This window comes from Bacillus bingmayongensis (genome assembly GCF_000299035.1).
GTDB classification, from domain to species: Bacteria; Bacillota; Bacilli; order Bacillales; family Bacillaceae_G; genus Bacillus_A; species Bacillus_A bingmayongensis.
On the sequence record NZ_JH921519.1, the window covers coordinates 252,071 to 270,140 of the forward strand.

The following is an 18,070-nucleotide window of genomic DNA, read 5'->3' on the forward strand; positions in this document are numbered from 1 at the left end:
TAGGTAAGAAAACGATAATAAGAATATACTTTATTAGATAAGAAAGAGCCTCCCTCTTTTCCTTTTAAGACAGCCTAAACTTCAACTTATTTTATCCCCGTTTTCAAAGTATAGTTCTCTAACAATTTATAGTAATATTCTTCTTCTGAACGCATAAAAACATTACTTTTCTTTTTATAATATAAAATCCATTTCCGTAATAATAATGGCTTTCTATTTAATTTATCTCCCTCAGCTTTTATATTTTTAAATATTGAAATCCAATAATCAAAATTATATTTTCCTTCTTGATAAAGAGTTGGTGGTTGAATATTTTCAATGGAAACAACAAATATGTTATTACTTGCATAAATGTTTATACATTTTTTATTGGCATTGTATTTAGGGATAAGATTAAGTTCCTTAATGACACTTACTAATCGTCTCAGGTGCTCTTTAAATATTTCTTTTTCTTTCTCTAATGATCCGTTTAATTTATAAACTGTAATTTTAGCCATAATATAATCTAAATTCAGAACTTTCGCTATAACACTTCTATGTGTTCCACCCATCGAGACATAATAACTATCTAACTCCTGGTAATAATCAAAAACAATATCTGATTCCGTTTTTATGAATCTCTTATACTCTTCAATCCCATATTTCTGAACGCTTTCTAAATTCTGCCGCATTCTATTCAAACTATATAATTGATCTAGCCAACTTCCTTCTCTTCGTTTAGAGTTATCAACTCCTTTAAGTTTTTCTAACGGAATCATTGCATATTCACTTTTCAAATCAGTATCAAACCATTTAGTTAAAGGAATTTCCCTAACACTTGTACTTTTCATTTTTTGCAGATGTTCGAATTCAATAAATTGAAGCAAAAAATCCGTTGTATGCACATCTATTTTCTTCGTCTCAATCGGAACGGGTGCCTCTTTTGGCAACTCCTTAGATTTTAAAGGTGGCATTTCCTCAATACTTTTCGGAGTAACTTCGCTTTGCTCTTCTTGATATGCGGGCTTCTTCTTATTTTCTTCAGTCCATTCTGGATAGTTAATTACCTTTTCATTACCTACCTTATCCTTTTGTGCCGGCAGATGTTTTGTCCCTTTAGATTGAGAAACTTGCTCTGTACTATATTCTTTTACTTTATATTTAATATCAATATCTTTTACATTTAACAAAATGATCCTTTTATCTTCATAATAATCAACGATATTCCCTTTTATAAGAGCTAGCTTTCGATTTCCCTCTGTCTTTTTATCAATCCATTCCAGTAAACTTTTCAATGTCCTTTGAAATCTCTTTTTTCCCTTTCCATTATAAATCAGCATAATACGTATTTGATCTGGTTTATTTTTATATAACGGATAAGCAAATCCATACCCTTTTTGCTCTAATTTCTCTAAGTCATTTTTATCTAAAAAACCTTCAACTATAAATGTATGATTAGGCCTTTTTTCCCATAATGATTGATAACTTTCTCTTTTATATAGTTTATTAGTAACATATAATTGCTTTAATACGTTTCTAATAATTAAATCATCTTTACTATGCAGTAATTCAATAAGTTCACCAATAGTTCTAATATATTCATTTCTAACTCCGGAAACCTTCCTCGTAATAATTTTCTCCGGAACTGCTAAAACTTGATTCCTTGCAGATTTTTTCTTTTCTCCAAATTTTATTGCTGTAGTCTGCTTGCTGCTAAACATATCTCGCTCATCTATATCCACTACTAACTTTTTGTCTTTTGGTACATTCCTGAATCGCTCTCTAACTGGAATAGTCTTCAAATTATATGAGCAGCTGTGCCCCTCTCGTCCTTCTGCCTTAGGCATCAAATTAAAAAAGCGATCATCCGGCCCCCTATTTACTACCTTAACCTCAGCATTACAACCAGATTTAAGATGATTTTCACAATATAAAGTATACCCTTTAATATATCCTTGATCTCGTATAGTGATGGCCTCATCAGGCTCTATATATCTTACGGTATCTCCATGTGAATAAATTGCTCTCTGCATTGACTCTGTACTTCTGGCCATTTTAACACCTCGCCTATATTTTTTTTCAGTTCTACCACTTCTATAATTCAATTTTACTATAGATGCTAAAAGTAATAATTTAAAAAATCAGACATTCCAATCATATATAAACCTAAAAATACAATATACTCCAGTAACAAGTACTACTTCTCCTTAAAAGCACTATGCGTTGCATATATGAAATTTCTACTGAGCAATAACGGTTTCTTATTTTTTATACAAATAAAAAAAGCCCAAAATTATTAAAGATGATTCACCGTCTATTTCACTTGTTCTGCCAAGACAAGCTATCTCCAATATTAGAAGAAAGACTTTCTTTAATAAATTGAGCTTTATAAACAACATTTTTCAAATAATTTTATTTAAAAATTATCTTTCTTTTTTTCTGCCCAAAAACGACTTTTTAAAAGTTCCTGCCCCAATCCTGCCCCATAAGTGGTGTTTCATCAATTTTAACAACAAGTTATACAACAGAAAAACATTGTTATATCAACGATTGTAACTATTCATTTTTTCTATAAACACCATCACGGAATCATCCACGTTAAATAATAAGCTTGTACATATGTCATAATACCAACAATGATTACAAAGAATAAACTATGTTTTACGGTAAAACGGAATAAATCAGATTCTTTTCCAGCGAGTCCTACTGCTGCACATGCGATAGCAATTGATTGCGGAGAAATCATTTTACCCGTTACACCACCTGTTGTATTTGCGGCAACAAGCAATACTTCTTTTACACCGACTTGCTGTGCTGTAATAGCTTGCAAATTAGAGAATAGTGCATTTGCCGATGTATCTGATCCTGTTAGGAATACGCCAATCCAGCCAAGGAATGGTGAGAAGAACGGGAATAATTCACCTGTTCCTGCTAATGCTAGTGCGAGTGTTGACGATAAACCAGAATAGTTTGCGATAAATGCAAATCCTAATACGAAACCGATAGATAGAATTGGCATTTTTAATTCTTGTAACGTTTCTGCAAATGTTTCTACTGCTTGTTTTGCACTCATTTTTAAGACAATGATAGAAATAATACATGCAATTAAAATCGCTGTTCCTGTTGCGGATAAAATGTCGAACTTTAATACTGCATCATAAGGTGTTGGTTTATTTACAATCGGTTCTGCCTTCATCACTAAATTATGCAAACCCGGAATTTGAAACTTAAATACAAGACCTTCTAACGCCCCGCCTGGTGCAAATAACGTTTTGAAGAAACCTTGACTCCAAATAACAACCATCACTGTCAAAATTATAAATGGTGACCAAGCCTTTACAACTTTTCCGGCTGTTAATTTCGGCATGGATGAAGCTGTCGTTGTTGCCGCCACTTCAACGTTCGCTTGATTAGATTGATAGATTTCTTTCGGCTGCCATACTTTTAGGAATAACGCTAAACATACTAAGCTGACAAGCGCTGATGTAATATCCGGAAGTTCTGGTCCTAAAAACGTCGCTGTAATAAATTGCGTAATTGCAAAAGAGCCACCTGCTACAAATAGTGCAGGCCATGTTTGTTTGACCCCTTTGAAGCCATCCATTAAAAATACGATAAAAAATGGAACAAACATTGATAAAAACGGCAATTGATGCCCAGCCATTTGTCCAATTTTATGTGGATCAATACCTGTTACTTGTCCCGCAACTGTAATCGGAATCCCCATTGCTCCGAACGCTACCGGCGCTGTATTTGCAATTAAGCAAAGTCCAGCTGCATATAACGGATTTAAACCAAGACCAGCAAGAAGCGCTGCCGTAATTGCTACCGGTGCACCAAATCCAGCTGCCCCTTCCAAAAATGCACCAAATGAAAAACCAATTAAAATAACGAGTAAACGATGATCATTCGTAATCGATAATACCGATGCACGAATCACATCAAACTGTCCTGTTTTGACAGAAATTTTATATAAAAATACCGACATCACAATAATCCACGCAATTGGCCATAACCCATATGCAAAACCATATCCGGTTGCTGCCATCGCCATTGTAAACGGCATTTTATACGCAAATAGCGCAACTAAAATCGTTAATACAACTGTAATAAATCCTGCTACATATCCCTTCATACGAAAGACTGCTAAAGCCAAGAAAAAAAAGATAATTGGAATAAGTGCTACCGCTGCGGAAATCCAAATGTTACCGAACGGATCGTAAACTTGTGTCCATATGCCCATTGTCCTCTCCCTTTCTGTAATCCCCTGTTTTAAAATCCCTATAATCCTATCAATAGGCTATCCGGTCATCATACCTTTGAACCTAAAATAAAAAACGTTTTAAGAAAACGTTTTCAAACATTTGTATTAATACTTTACCATATCATTTTTATTTTAAAAAGATATTTTTGGTGAATTTTCTAATTTTTTAGGCAAATTGTTCACTTTTTATAAAGTGAAACTTTAATCAGTGGGGGTCTTACTGCCCGCAAATAGCGGGATAAATTTATAATAGAAAAAAAGTCGGTTTCATTCTTCCCTCATTATTTTAAACAAACGTTTGATTAATAAAAGAAAAGGCTGTCACCCTGGCGTATTTCACTTTAAACAAACGTTTGATTAAAAGTCTCATGCCTCGTTCAGCACAATACAAAAAAAGAAAAAGCACTCGCAATTTGCAAGTGCCCTACCTTCTTCTTCGGCTTCTTTTCTTTCGTCTCATAAGCTTTTTTCGGCGCGTATTTAATCGATCCGCTATAATGTGGAGTGCACTCGCAGCGATAACTCCAATTACAAATGTCGTTAAAGCAACATCATGTTCCTTTGCAATCTCAAGTAATCTTCCGTCTAGTACCGTTTTATTTAATATGTATAGGAATGGAGAAAAGACAAGAAGCATATACAATATACGAATAAGATCACCGATTACAATCGTATGTGTTAAAAAAGAACGATGCGGCATCACACATTGATACGGATACCAAAAAATACGAAGCAATCCCCATTTATTATAGGCGTTACTATGAATATCCAAATCTGGTGTTAAGAAAAACGTGCCGATTAAAAATCCTATCGCAAAAGTGAGTAAAAAATCAAAATTTGTTAGTCCATACGAAACAAGCATAAACAAAACAATCGGGAGAGAAAGTAAGTTTATTTTCGTATGTGTTTTTCCTGATGGCATAGTACACTTCCTCGCTTATGTTTGCCCTGCCATTTCTGACAGTTCTCACCTATTGATCTAATTTTTGATCGATAAACGATGTGTCTATATCCGAACCAAACCAATCCGCTAATTTCATCTGTGCTTTTTCTTTTACATCTTCATTTACATACATGGATGCTTGCAAAAGTGCAGCTGTTAATGCACCTAAATCATCCGTATAGCCAATCCCAGCTATAAAATCTGGAATCGCATCAATTGGAGCAATAAAGTAGGCAAGTGCTCCGATAATGGTTGCCTTTACTCGCTTTGGAACATCCGGTCTTTGCATAACGTAAAACAGCAATAAGCTCGCATAAATAACCGATTGTCCTGCTTGTTTCGCTACATGTTTCACTTTATTCCAAAACGCTTCGACTGAAAATTTTCGTTCCATATAAAGAGCCCCCATGTTTTGTTTTTTTCATTATACGCAAAAAGTAGATGTGCTTCAAAAAGAAGGAACTAGCTCCATTAGTCAATTAAACGTTCATGAAATATACACATAACCTATCAATAAAAACTTATTGTAACAGACAACAGCAAAAAGAACAAGTGTTCGACGTTATTTCCCGCTATTTACTTTAATTACAATAAGATTTTTCATATATAAATCACGGCTGTGAAAACAAAAGAAGACCTGCTCTCATTTTCTCCCTTTGTTTTAAAATCGGCATGGGGCAGCTTCTATGCTTGGGCGGACGCTCTCTCCCCTCTAAAAAGAAATGGTTTATATATTTTCTATCAATATTTCTCAATATAAAATATCGGATTTCTCTTAACATTCTCTTTTATCTTTGTTATATTTTCTAGTTGACGAGCATATAAACCAATGTTAAAGTTTTCTCTGGCAGCAACAATAAAAAATACAAAAACTGTAAAACGTTATAGTGTTTCTAAGAATTGAATTTTGTTGTATAATACAGAAATGACGTTATGCTTATGGATCAACAAAAGAAACGGCAGGAAACCAAATGAGTATGCATAGTTAAAGTCGTATATGGGTGATATAGGAAACTCTACTCATGGCCTAGAAAACTATGTATTTTTTATTTTAGCATTTTTCGCTCCAAAATCGACCAAGCCTGATAGAGAAAGGGTGGAAATGGATGAAGGAATCTTTAAAATCACAATTTCAAAATGTGCGTTTTACTTTGTTCGTTGCTTTGGCCTTATGGCTAAAAACTTACATCATAACGCGTACGAGCTTTGATTTGAAACTTGAATCTTTCATGCAAGAATTTATCTTATTTATTAGTCCATTGGCAGCATCATTACTGCTTGTGGGTCTTGCATTATTCGCAAAAGGAAAGAAACGTAATTATATAGCACTTGGAATTGATTTTGTTTTAACAATCGTTCTTGTTGGTAACGTAATGTTCTACGGATTCTATAATGACTTCGTTACTTTACCCGTACTTGGGCAAACATCCAACTTTGGACAGTTAGGATCCAGTGTAAAAGAACTATTTAACTACAAAATCATCGTTGCATTTGCTGATATTGTTATCTTTTCGGTTCTATTAAAGAAAAAGAAAAACTTTGCAAAAACGGAGCGCGTATCACGTCCGATGCGTTCTTTGTACTTCGTATCAACGGTTGCTATTTTCTTCGCAAACTTAGGGCTTGCAGAAACTGAGCGTCCGGAACTATTAACACGTTCATTTGACCGCGTTATGCTTGTGAAAAACTTAGGTTTATATGCTCACCAAGTATATGATCTTGGCTTACAAGCAAAATCAAGTTCACAAAAAGCATTTGCTGATGGTAGCAAATTACAAGAAACAGAAAACTATGTGAAGACAATACAAAGTAAACCAGATCCAAATATGTTTGGCGCGGCAAAAGGGAAAAACGTAATTGTCGTTTCTCTTGAATCACTACAAACGTTCTTAATTGGTGCAAAAGTCGGCGATCAGGAAGTTACACCATTCTTAAACCAATTTGCAAAAGAAAGTTATTACTTCGATAACTTCTTCCACCAAACTGGTCAAGGAAAAACTTCAGATGCTGAATTCTTAGTAGATACATCATTATATCCATTAGACCGCGGTGCTGTATTCTTTACACACGGTAACAATGAATATACTGCAACACCAGAAATTCTGCGTCAGCAAGGGTATTACACAGCTGTATTCCATGCAAACAACGCAACATTCTGGAACCGCAACATCATGTATCCAGCACTTGGTTATGATCGTTATTACAACGAACTTGACTATAAAATTACTCCAGAAACAAAATTAAACTGGGGATTAAAAGATATCGAGTACTTTAATCAATCAGTGGATATGTTAAAACAAGTGAAGCAACCATTCTACACTCGCTTCCTTAGTTTAACCAATCACTATCCATTTACGTATGATGACGATACAAAATTAATTGAGCCTTACAACTCTGGTGACCGCGTATTTGACGATTACATGGTAACAGCTCGTTACTTAGACGAAGCACTGAAAAACTTTATTGAACGTCTAAAAGCAGAAGGTATTTATGATAACTCTGTTATCGTATTCTATGGTGACCACTATGGTATTTCTGAAAACCATAACCGTGCAATGGCACAATTCTTAGGAAAAGAAGAAATTACAACATTTGATCATATGAATTTACAACGTACACCAATGTTCATTCATGTTCCAGGTCAAACAGAAGGTCAAACAATTTCAAAACCAACTGGTGAAATTGATATTAAACCAACAATTCTAAACTTACTTGGTGTTGATTCGAGCGATGACGTTCGTTTTGGTCATGATGTATTCTCACCGGATAATAAAGGATTCGTTGTTCTTCGTGACGGTAGTTTTGTTACAGAGAAGCATATGTATGCAAACAGGACATTCTATGACCGTACAACTGGTGAAGTCGTAGAGGTACCAAAAGAAGAAGCTCAAGCAATGATCGATCGTGCTCAAAATGAACTGCGCATGTCTGATAAACTCATTGAGGGAGACTTACTTCGCTTCTCTGAAAGCAACAAAATTAAAACGGGCCAAGTAAAAACAATTATTAAAGAAGACCCAAAAGACGCTGAGTAATCTCAGCGTCTTTTTTATGTACACCATTTAAAAAATGGAGGTTCTTACTGCCCGCGAATAGCGGGATAAAATTACACAATCTTCACCAAATATTTACATGAAATTCATGAAACATCTCTATAATAGAATTTGTAAACAATGTTCTGTCCATTCCCCACCTATCAGTTCACAACTTTGCGTTAGGTCCCCATGGGGAATACCAGAATCATTTGTGTAACAATGCCTTTGATGTTACTGAGTAGTAACATCCATTGTCTTAGTAAAGTAAGTCCGTCCGGTTTACTGGTCACCTTACTAGGCTATACCGAGACAATATCCCTATGAAACAAGCTACCCTCCTTATGCAACATTGTTGCAAGCAACGTTCTATATGAATGTTGCTTTTTTTTATTTCTAAAAAGCAGGATTCTCATTTCTCATTTGCGAATTTGTATATGCAAAATACAATAAATTGAAGTTTCTGTAGGTGAGATAACTTTACACTTATCGCCCACAAAAGAACCACCACTCATCATTCAAACAATTAAGAAAGGATGGGAAGTAAAATGGCATACGAAAGATTTGTATTATGGAATGATAAAATTATTGATACAAATAAAAAAGAGCCGTACATACAATTAGAAGAACGTGGCTTACAATTTGGAGATGGTGTCTATGAAGTAATCCGTATTTATAAAGGAACCATCCACTTATTAGATCCACATTTAACTCGGTTATACCGTTCAATGGATGAAATAGAATTAACACTACCTTTCTCTAAAGCAGAACTCATTACACTACTTTATAAATTACTCGAAAATAATACATTCCAAGAAGATGGTATCATCTACCTACAAGTTTCTCGTGGAGTACAACACCGTACACATGCATTTCCCTTTGATGTACCCCCAACAATTTATGCTTATATCTCAAAAAAAGAACGACCCGCTTTATGGATTGAATACGGGATACGTGCCATATCAGAGCCAGATGTACGTTGGCTCCGCTGTGATATTAAGTCCCTAAATTTATTACCAAACATATTAGCTGCTACAAAAGCAGAACGCAAAGGTTGTAAAGAAGCACTTCTCGTTCGTAATGGAATCGTTACAGAAGGAAGTCACTCTAACTTTTTTCTTGTAAAAAACGGGACTCTTTATACTCATCCTGCTAATCATCTAATCCTAAACGGGATTATCCGCCAATATATTCTTTCTTTAGCTAATAAACTACAGATTCCTGTTCAGGAAGAATTATTCAGCATTCGTGATGTTTATCATGCTGATGAATGTTTTTTTACAGGAACAACTGTAGAAGTGCTCCCGATGACGCATCTTGATGGCACCGCCATCCAAAATGGTCAAGTTGGGAGGGTCACCAAATTACTACAAAAAACATTTGTCCAAAGCTTTTCAACTTCTGACATCTCACCACTTTAAATACGAACATTTTTATTTCAAACACTTCTGAATATATGTTTTTTCATTTAAAATCAAGGTGGAGCATGCGCCTTGATTTTTTTTTGTAATATTTTTGACATATTCAGATTCCCGCATAAACCTTGACAGTAATCGACATGCCTTTTAGAATTTTTAACAGTTGGTAAATATTTCATCACTATATTACAGACAGAAAGGAATCGACAAAACATGAAAAAATATCTTGCCGGTCTTGCGGCAGTGTCTGTAGCAGGAGGAGCAGCCCCGACATTAGATAGCGTTCAAGCTGCACCTGAAAATACACAAAAACCTGCTGCACAAACTGTTCAAGCTGCACCACAAAACAATTCCAATTACACAGTTACTGCCGACGTATTACACGTTCGCTCAGGAGCTAGTACTTCTCACGACATCATCTCTCGCGTATATGAGGATCAAACATTAAACGTAATCAGCGAAGAAAACGGTTGGTTTAAAATTAATCATAATGGTAAAACTGGTTACGTTAGTGGACAATTTGTCTCAAAAAATGGTTCAACAACAAATGTTAGCACAGGTGGAAAAAACAAAGTAACTGCTGACGTATTACGCGTTCGTACAAGCCCAAATGCTTCTAGTTCTATTATGGGGCGCGTATATGAAGGTCAAACATTACAAGTTATTGGAGAAGAAAACGGATGGGTTAAAATTAACCATAACGGCAAAACTGGTTACGTTAGTGGACAATTCGTATCTGGCGTTTCTTCAAATAACGAATCAAATGTTCAAGAAGCAAGCGGAAACTATACAGTAAATGTATCTTCCCTTCGCGTTCGTACAGGCCCTAGCACCTCTCATACAGTTTTAGGCTCTGTTCATAAAGGACAAGTTGTACAAGTTGTTGGCGAAGTTCAAGATTGGTTCAAAATTAACTATGCCGGACAAACTGCTTACCTTAGCAAGGACTACGTAACAAAAGGTGGTTCTAGTAACAATGTTGACGAAGGAAATAACAACACAACTGTTCAAACTGGCGGTACTTATGTTGTTAATGCAACATCATTACGTGTTCGTACAGGCCCAGCTACATACCACGGTGTACTTGGTGGCGTATTAAATGGTCAAACATTAAACGTAATTGGTGTAGAAAATGGTTGGTACAAAATTAATCACCATGGTAAAACTGGTTATGTAAGCAGCGAATTTGTTAAATTTGTTACGGGTGGCACAACGACACCTGAACAACCAGAAGCAGCTGTTGGTGAATACTACGTTAATGCATCTGCATTAAATGTACGTAGTGGCGCAGGTACAAATTACAGCGTAATCGGTGCTCTTCCACAAGGTCAAAAAGTACAAGTTATTTCTGAACATTATGGGTGGAGCAAAATTAATTACAACGGTCGTACTGGTTATGTAGGAACTCGTTTCCTATCTAAAACACCAGTTGGTGGCAGTGAAGGCAATAACAACAACAACAACAACAACAATAATAACAATAATAACAATAATAACAATAATAACAATAATAACAATAATAATACTGGCAACAACAGCGGTGATACATCATCTATTCTTGCATATGCAAAATCAATGCAAGGCGTACCATATGTATGGGGCGGCACTTCTGCTAATGGCGTTGACTGCAGTGGTTACATTTTCCACGTATTTAACAAATTCGGTCACAACATTAGCCGTCAAAGTGTAGCAGGATATTGGAGCAGTCTACCAAAAACTTCAAATCCACAACCAGGCGATTTAATCTATTTCCAAAACACTTATAAGCCAGGTCCTTCTCACATGGGTATCTACCTTGGTGGCGGATCATTTATTCAAGCTGGTGACAGCGGAGTTAAAATTGTTTCAATGAATAACTCTTACTGGAGCAGCCACTTCTTAGGATATACAAAAGCACCTTAAGTCATAGTTTCAGAGTCTTCTAGATTACTAGAAGGCTCTTTTTTATAGATTTAAATATGTTTCGATTCTCTTATTTCATACACTATATTCTATAAAAACAGTTCATAACGTTACAATAATGAATATATTTCCGCTAAAAAACATAACCTATTTTGTCCCCATAAGATCGATATGTGTTTTCTTAACGAATTTTCTTTCTATTTAAACTTTTCAATAGACGTTTGACCTCTGATGTCCGGTATGATAAGTTACTTAAGATGTTATTTTCGTAGAAGTATAGACATCTGTTAATTATACTTCTTTTACTATGAGAGAGGAGAGTTACACTGCATGAATGTTTTATGGGGAATTGGCGGCGTAATTGGAATTTTAGCAGTTGCATTTTTACTATCTTCCAACCGCAAAGCTGTAAATTGGCGCACAATTTTAATCGCGCTAGCATTACAAATTACATTTTCTTTCATCGTGTTACGATGGGATGCCGGAAAAGCTGGCTTAAAAATTGCCTCTGACGGGGTTCAAGGCTTAATCAACTTTTCTTATGAGGGAATTAAATTCGTCTCTGGTAACTTATTAGATAAAGATGGTCCTTGGGGATTTATTTTTGTAATTCAAGCACTACTTCCAATTGTATTTATTAGTTCATTAGTAGCAATATTATATTATTTAGGTATTATGCAATGGTTCGTTAGTATCGTTGGTGGTGCATTAAGCAAACTTCTTGGAACTTCTAAAGCAGAGAGCTTAAATGCAGTAACAACTGTTTTCTTAGGACAAACAGAAGCACCAATTTTAATTAAACCGTACTTAACACGTTTAACAAACAGTGAATTCTTTACGATTATGGTAAGCGGTATGACAGCCGTTGCCGGATCAGTTCTTGTCGGTTATGCAGCAATGGGAATTCCGCTAGAACACTTATTAGCAGCTGCTATTATGGCAGCACCATCAAGCTTATTAATTGCAAAACTAATTATGCCAGAAACCGAAACACCGGATAACAATGTAAAACTTTCTACAGAACGTGAAGATGCTAACGTTATCGACGCAGCAGCACGCGGAGCTTCTGAAGGAATGCAGCTTGTTATTAACGTAGCAGCAATGTTAATGGCATTCATCGCGTTAATCGCTGTATTAAACGGCCTACTAGGATGGATTGGATCTTGGTTCGATATTAAACTTAGCCTTGATTTAATCTTTGGATATATTTTATCTCCATTTGCTATCCTAATCGGTGTTTCACCAAACGAAGCTGTACAAGCAGCTGGCTTTATCGGACAAAAACTTGCAATCAACGAATTCGTTGCTTATGCAAACTTAGGTTCACACATGTCAGAGCTATCTGATAAAACAAATATGATCTTAACATTTGCAATTTGCGGATTTGCAAACTTCTCTTCTATCGCAATTCAATTAGGTGTAACAGGAACTCTTGCTCCTTCTCGCCGTAAACAAATTGCACAGCTAGGGATTAAAGCAGTAATCGCTGGTACATTAGCGAACTTCTTAAACGCAGCAGTTGCAGGTATGATGTTCTTATAATAAAAATCGAGCTGATCCGAACTTTCGGATCAGCTTTTTTTATGAATGCATATCTCCCCTTCTAGCACATATTACATATAACAACCTATTTGTTAGGAGGTCAGTTGATGAAGCAGACGCCCAATCAAATCATACTATTATGGATTATACAAATTTTATTTTATTTCACCACAGTTCATATGAGCTCATTTCCCTATGCTTTTTTCTTCACGATCATTTATGTACTCATCAACTTACTATTTCTATTCATTTCAAATAAATTCGCTTTCACTTTGTTTATTGCCGGAACTCTCCTCTCCGTCTTCTATTTATTTTATGAAGCATGGTTATATTTATGGAGTACTTCCACACAACTTACCTATATCATCGTTCATTTCCTAGCAATCGCGAATTTCTTTCTTATTTACATATCGACCTATATGTTAAAAAAACTCTTGGATGAAAATATCCGCTTACGAAAACAAGTCCAAACACTTGAACAATACATTGGCGAAACAAAGCTATTAACAAGACAGGAATTTGAAAGACGCGGTTTATTGCTCGAAGCAGCTATGAAAAGACGGGGCGAAACAGGCATGCTCGTCTATTTTTCGTTCACCTCTTTTAGCAGCTATACGAAGCGTAGCGTCATGGATCGCGTCGCCTCCCTCCTACTCGATACAGTGCGGCGTGATTTTGATTTAGTTGGAAAATATGATGATAATACATTGGTCATTTTACTCCAAAATACAAATGAAGCTGGGGTTAATATTGTTATGATGCGTCTTGAGCATACATGGCAAGAGTGGTTAACGGAAGAGGCCCTTTCAAAAATCATAATTAAACAAGAACAACTTGGGGAGCGGGTGTTAACGACATGATGACACTTATTCTTCTCCTGTTATTTCTTCTATTTTGCTTGCTTGTTTTTTGGATTAGTATAATTTTTTCTATTAAATATGTGCTTATTTTTACAGCTTTCTTATTTTCCGGTTTGCTCATCTACTATTCTTTACTAACGCTTGCCGGTCTTGTTCATCGAAATCGCAAGCTAAAAAAGCGGACATTAGAACACTATCCAAGCGTAGATATACTGATTCCTGCCCATAATGAAGGCGTTGTGATTATGGATACGTTAGCCGCGATGGCAAATATTGAATATCCCGGAAAACTTACTATTTATTTATTAAATGATAATTCACAAGATGAAACTGGGGAAATTGGCGATGAATACGATAAAGCCTATGCTCATATAAGACATATTCGCGTACCACCTGGGGAACCAAAAGGAAAATCACGTGTATTAAACTATGGACTCAGCGTTTCTAATGGAGAATATTTTTGTGTATATGATGCTGATAACCAACCAGAACCTCACGCCCTCCGCATGCTGGTTGAATATGCGGAAACGACAGAAGATGCTGTCGGTGCTGTTGGCCATGTCCGTACTGTTAACGAAAAACGAAACTGGCTAACAAGGATGATTTCCCTTGAGTTTCAGATTTTCCAGCTACTCATGCAATCTGGCCGTTGGCTCTTATTCCAAACCGGTTCATTAACAGGAACCAATATGCTTCTGCGCCGCTCCGCACTTGAAGAACTTGGCGGTTACGATCCATATGCGATCGCCGAAGATGCCGAGCTTACATTACGAATTACGCAAAAAGGCTATTTATTGCCTATTGTTCCTGAATCCATCACATGGGAACAAGAACCAGAACATTTAAAAGTTCTTATTAAACAACGAACGCGCTGGCTTCAAGGAAACCTATACATTTTAGAAAAAATGTTTTCCTCCTTCAGCTTCTTTAAAGGAAAACTACTCGTTCATTCACTGCAACAAGTATTGGTATACGTCGTCTTTTGGCTGTTCCTAATCATTTCAAATGTATGGTTTATCATCGGTCTACTCGGCCTCTTTCAAATTAACTATACAATCCCGCTGCTATTTATGTGGTACGTCGCCTATATTACGTACTCCTCGCAGCTCTTTAGTGCACAAAGCATTGAAAATACATTCACACCAACCAACATATTTATCAGTATCATCATGTATTTCACATACGCCCAGCTCTTCACGTACCTGTTCGTCCGAAGCCTTATATTATACTTACATGCGAAAAGTAAAAAACAAATTATCGGATGGGATAAAACAGTACGGTTTAAAAAATAAAAGCGGAAGCGGCTCGTTTAGAATGTGAGGGGGATGGAGCTTCTGACATAGAGGCGATTTTTGCCTCGGCGGAAGAAGCGAAGCCACCGAACATTCTTGCCGCTGGAGCTGGATACCAATAAAAGCAGAGGTGGCTCGTTTAGCTCTGACCGGCTAAGGTTCTCTCGCACAAAAGGTGCTTTTTACCTTTAGTGCGGGAGGTTCTTAGACGCGAAGAGCTTGCCACTGGAGCTGGATACCAATAAAAGCGGAAGCGACTCGTTCAAAATTAAACAAACGTTTGATTAAAAAAATAAGCACAGAGCGCCGTATGCTCTGTGCTTATTTTTACCGTAAAATCTATATATCGGACAATACCCCTTAGCCGAAAGCTATTTCACGTCCATCCCCCAACGAACGATCTACTTTCATTTATATACGAAAAAGTGACTGCTATTTTTGTAAAACCAATTGCTTCTCTTGTTGTTCTTTAGATACCTCAGTCTTTGGTTCCGTGTTTTCTTGGACACTACGATGTGCCACACGTTTCAAACAAATATGCTTCCACTTTCTTTCGTAACGTTTCATTATTCTAGTTGTCCCCCTTGAATACACTTAAAAACTATTTGAAATCGCTTACAAGAAATAATATAGCACATATAGATAAAAGTGACAACACATTTCCGACATATTTTTGACAAAAATTTGGATTACTTTTGACAATATATCGGCGATTCGACACCTTGCGACAACTGACAACTACTAGAAACTCGTCCATCTACAAAAAAAGAGCTGATTCTAAATCAGCTCTTTCCTTCTATATTATTATTTATGATGATGGTGATGCTGAACTTCTTTTTGTAATTCTTTAAATAAGGAAGCTGCCATAAAGAAAATAACAAATACAAACGGGAATGCTGCGATAATTGAAGCTGTTTGTAGTGCCTCTAATCCGCCTACATATAATAATATTGCTGCTAACGCTGCTTGAACAAGACCCCAGACCATTTTAATACGATTTGGTGGGTTTAAACTACCATGTGTGGTTAACATACCAAGAACAAATGTCGCAGAATCTGCTGATGTAATAAAGAATGTTGCAATCAGTAGAATCGCAAGGACAGATAAAGCTGGACCTATACTACCCATATGATCTAACACAGCAAATAATCCTATCTCTGTGCCCATCTCTTTAATTTGTGCTTGAATATTTGCTCCATCAAACAACTCCATGTGAATGCCTGTTCCTCCAAATACTGAGAACCAAAGTGCACCAATGATTGTTGGCACGAGCAACACACCAATAATAAACTCACGAATTGTACGTCCGCGTGACACACGGGCAATGAATGTACCAACAAATGGTGACCATGCAATCCACCATGCCCAATAGAAAATTGTCCATGATTGAATCCACTGGTTTCCACCCTCATCTAATGGGCTTAAACGGAAACTCATACTCGGTAACTCTTGAATGTATGAACCAATTGTCGAAGTGAAGTAGTTCATAATAAAGTTTGTTGGACCTGCAAATAATAAAATTATCATGAGTGCAAAGGCTAAAATAATATTTGTATTACTTAAATACTTAATTCCTTTATCTAGTCCTGTTTGTGCAGATAACATATATAGAACCGTGACGACCCCAATAATAACTAACTGTGTTGTTAATGAGTTCGGAATAGATGTTAAGTAGCTAACGCCGCCTGCAATTTGTTTTGCCCCAAGCCCTAATGAAGTTGCAACACCGAATACTGTCGCAAATACAGCTAACACATCAAACGTATGTGCAATACGACTATGTTCTCCGTTCTTAAATAATGAACCAACTGCCGCACTAATTGTACTTGGCTTCCCTTTTCGGAATGTAAAATAGGCGATACAAAGTGCCACAAGCGCATATAACCCCCACGGATGTAATCCCCAGTGGAAGAATGAAAAACGAAGTGCGAGACGTGCACTCTCCTCTGTTGCACTTTCTCCATACGGTGGTGTATATAGATGATTTAAAGGTTCCGCAACTCCCCAGAAAACCAAACCGATTCCCATACCAGCACTAAATAACATGGCAAACCATGTCATATAACTATAATCAGGTTCATCATCATCTTTACCTAAACGAATAGAACCGTACTTTGAAAAGATTAAAAAGATAGTTAAACCTAAGAAAACAGAAACAGAAATGATATAGAACCACCCAAATTTACTAACTAATGCAGTTTGAATTGCAGTGGTCACATTTCCTAAGCTACCTTTTCCAATTATAGATTCGGGAATAATCCCCCAAATTGTAAATGCGATACATAATGTTAATGAGACAATAAATGTTTTTGTCAGTTTCCTCATAAAATCCCCCTTTTGTAGGTTTCTTTTTCGTAAAATAACCCTAATCCCGATATGTTAAATCGGATAAAGTGAAATGCTTTTTGCGGTGATTTTCTTCAAGCTCTCTAAAATCAACCTTCACTAATTAGAATTCTTATGGACAGTTCATCTTCCATATAACCGTTCGGATTATAAAATGAAGATGCTACCGCCAAATCGTGCGAGATAGATGCGGATGGGAGTGTATTTTCCCAAAAAATGGTGCGTTACAGTTGTAAAAAAGGGCAAATATATCGATTGCCACTCTTTCTTTTTGTAACAATTATGCGGTTGTTTTGTCAGGATATCGTACGTATTTATAAATGCACAAACAAAATGTTTATGTTTATATAACTATTTTAGGCATAATTCGGTAAAATCCTCAAGGAATGTAACACCTTAGTAAACCTTTTGTAATGTCACTGCAATAATTTTATCTTTATCGAAAAATATCTGTTGTAATAAAAAAATAGATATATGACATAAACCTTCTAA

12 protein-coding genes are annotated in these 18,070 nt (G+C 36.1%); 6 read left to right on the top strand and 6 right to left on the bottom strand.

All coding sequences use genetic code 11. The features are described from left to right. Nucleotides 1-86 precede the first annotated feature (86 nt). The 4 genes from Y7E_RS0122390 to Y7E_RS0122405 all read right to left on the bottom strand — a co-directional run bounded on the left by Y7E_RS0122390 (nt 87) and on the right by Y7E_RS0122405 (nt 5,580). Nucleotides 87-2,084 carry a hypothetical protein gene (locus Y7E_RS0122390; protein WP_237741409.1) on the bottom strand — a complete coding sequence of 666 codons (1,998 nt, stop codon included), beginning with the start codon at nt 2,082-2,084 and terminating at the stop codon, nt 87-89. 476 nt (nt 2,085-2,560) lie between these two features. Continuing rightward, the gene (locus Y7E_RS0122395) at nt 2,561-4,222 is read right to left on the bottom strand and encodes a lactate permease LctP family transporter (protein ID WP_017153474.1); all 1,662 of its coding nucleotides are present in this window, start codon (nt 4,220-4,222) and stop codon (nt 2,561-2,563) included. 445 nt (nt 4,223-4,667) lie between these two features. Beyond that, nucleotides 4,668-5,165, bottom strand: a complete 498-nt coding sequence (locus Y7E_RS0122400) for a metal-binding protein (RefSeq protein ID WP_017153475.1) — start codon at nt 5,163-5,165, stop codon at nt 4,668-4,670. Between the two features lie 49 nt (nt 5,166-5,214). Next, nucleotides 5,215-5,580, bottom strand: a complete 366-nt coding sequence (locus tag Y7E_RS0122405) for a YkvA family protein (protein WP_016112579.1) — start codon at nt 5,578-5,580, stop codon at nt 5,215-5,217. A 712-nt stretch (nt 5,581-6,292) separates the two neighbouring features. Here Y7E_RS0122405 and Y7E_RS0122410 point away from each other — a divergent pair. The 6 genes from Y7E_RS0122410 to Y7E_RS0122435 all read left to right on the top strand — a co-directional run bounded on the left by Y7E_RS0122410 (nt 6,293) and on the right by Y7E_RS0122435 (nt 15,232). Beyond that, on the top strand, nt 6,293-8,221 hold the full coding sequence (locus Y7E_RS0122410) for an LTA synthase family protein (RefSeq protein ID WP_017153476.1): 1,929 nt from the start codon (nt 6,293-6,295) through the stop codon (nt 8,219-8,221). 533 nt (nt 8,222-8,754) lie between these two features. Continuing rightward, the gene (locus Y7E_RS0122415; RefSeq protein WP_081584731.1) at nt 8,755-9,639 is read left to right on the top strand and encodes a D-amino-acid transaminase; all 885 of its coding nucleotides are present in this window, start codon (nt 8,755-8,757) and stop codon (nt 9,637-9,639) included. Nucleotides 9,640-9,849: 210 nt separating this feature from the next. Beyond that, the gene (locus Y7E_RS0122420) at nt 9,850-11,538 is read left to right on the top strand and encodes a C40 family peptidase (RefSeq protein ID WP_017153478.1); all 1,689 of its coding nucleotides are present in this window, start codon (nt 9,850-9,852) and stop codon (nt 11,536-11,538) included. A gap of 330 nt (nt 11,539-11,868) precedes the next feature. Beyond that, nucleotides 11,869-13,080, top strand: a complete 1,212-nt coding sequence (locus tag Y7E_RS0122425) for a NupC/NupG family nucleoside CNT transporter (RefSeq protein WP_017153479.1) — start codon at nt 11,869-11,871, stop codon at nt 13,078-13,080. Between the two features lie 107 nt (nt 13,081-13,187). Beyond that, a complete protein-coding gene (locus tag Y7E_RS0122430; RefSeq protein ID WP_017153480.1) occupies nt 13,188-13,940 on the top strand; it encodes an MreC domain-containing protein in 753 nt (250 codons plus the stop codon). Then, entirely contained in the window at nt 13,937-15,232 is a 1,296-nt protein-coding gene (locus tag Y7E_RS0122435) for a glycosyltransferase family 2 protein (protein WP_017153481.1), read from the top strand. The genes Y7E_RS0122430 and Y7E_RS0122435 overlap by 4 nt, the downstream gene beginning before the upstream one ends. Before the next feature lie 432 nt (nt 15,233-15,664). Here the strand turns inward: Y7E_RS0122435 and Y7E_RS34835 are convergent, their stop codons facing one another. Together Y7E_RS34835 and opuD are read right to left on the bottom strand one after the other, a co-directional pair. Further along, on the bottom strand, nt 15,665-15,799 hold the full coding sequence (locus Y7E_RS34835) for a hypothetical protein (RefSeq protein ID WP_003205060.1): 135 nt from the start codon (nt 15,797-15,799) through the stop codon (nt 15,665-15,667). A 237-nt stretch (nt 15,800-16,036) separates the two neighbouring features. After that, on the bottom strand, nt 16,037-17,557 hold the full coding sequence (gene opuD / locus Y7E_RS0122445; protein ID WP_017153482.1) for a glycine betaine transporter OpuD: 1,521 nt from the start codon (nt 17,555-17,557) through the stop codon (nt 16,037-16,039). Nucleotides 17,558-18,070: the final 513 nt, after the last annotated feature.

Excerpts from the sequence above, each read along its gene's own strand:
- Y7E_RS0122395 (WP_017153474.1), bottom strand. The coding sequence starts at position 4,222 with ATGGGCATATGGACACAAGTTTACGATCCGTTCGGTAACATTTGGATT.
- Y7E_RS0122400 (WP_017153475.1), bottom strand. The coding sequence starts at position 5,165 with ATGCCATCAGGAAAAACACATACGAAAATAAACTTACTTTCTCTCCCG.
- Y7E_RS0122405 (WP_016112579.1), bottom strand. The coding sequence starts at position 5,580 with ATGGAACGAAAATTTTCAGTCGAAGCGTTTTGGAATAAAGTGAAACAT.
- Y7E_RS0122410 (WP_017153476.1), top strand. The coding sequence starts at position 6,293 with ATGAAGGAATCTTTAAAATCACAATTTCAAAATGTGCGTTTTACTTTG.
- Y7E_RS0122415 (WP_081584731.1), top strand. The coding sequence starts at position 8,755 with ATGGGAAGTAAAATGGCATACGAAAGATTTGTATTATGGAATGATAAA.
- Y7E_RS0122420 (WP_017153478.1), top strand. The coding sequence starts at position 9,850 with ATGAAAAAATATCTTGCCGGTCTTGCGGCAGTGTCTGTAGCAGGAGGA.
- Y7E_RS0122425 (WP_017153479.1), top strand. The coding sequence starts at position 11,869 with ATGAATGTTTTATGGGGAATTGGCGGCGTAATTGGAATTTTAGCAGTT.
- Y7E_RS0122430 (WP_017153480.1), top strand. The coding sequence starts at position 13,188 with ATGAAGCAGACGCCCAATCAAATCATACTATTATGGATTATACAAATT.
- Y7E_RS0122435 (WP_017153481.1), top strand. The coding sequence starts at position 13,937 with ATGATGACACTTATTCTTCTCCTGTTATTTCTTCTATTTTGCTTGCTT.
- Y7E_RS34835 (WP_003205060.1), bottom strand. The coding sequence starts at position 15,799 with ATGAAACGTTACGAAAGAAAGTGGAAGCATATTTGTTTGAAACGTGTG.
- opuD (WP_017153482.1), bottom strand. The coding sequence starts at position 17,557 with ATGAGGAAACTGACAAAAACATTTATTGTCTCATTAACATTATGTATC.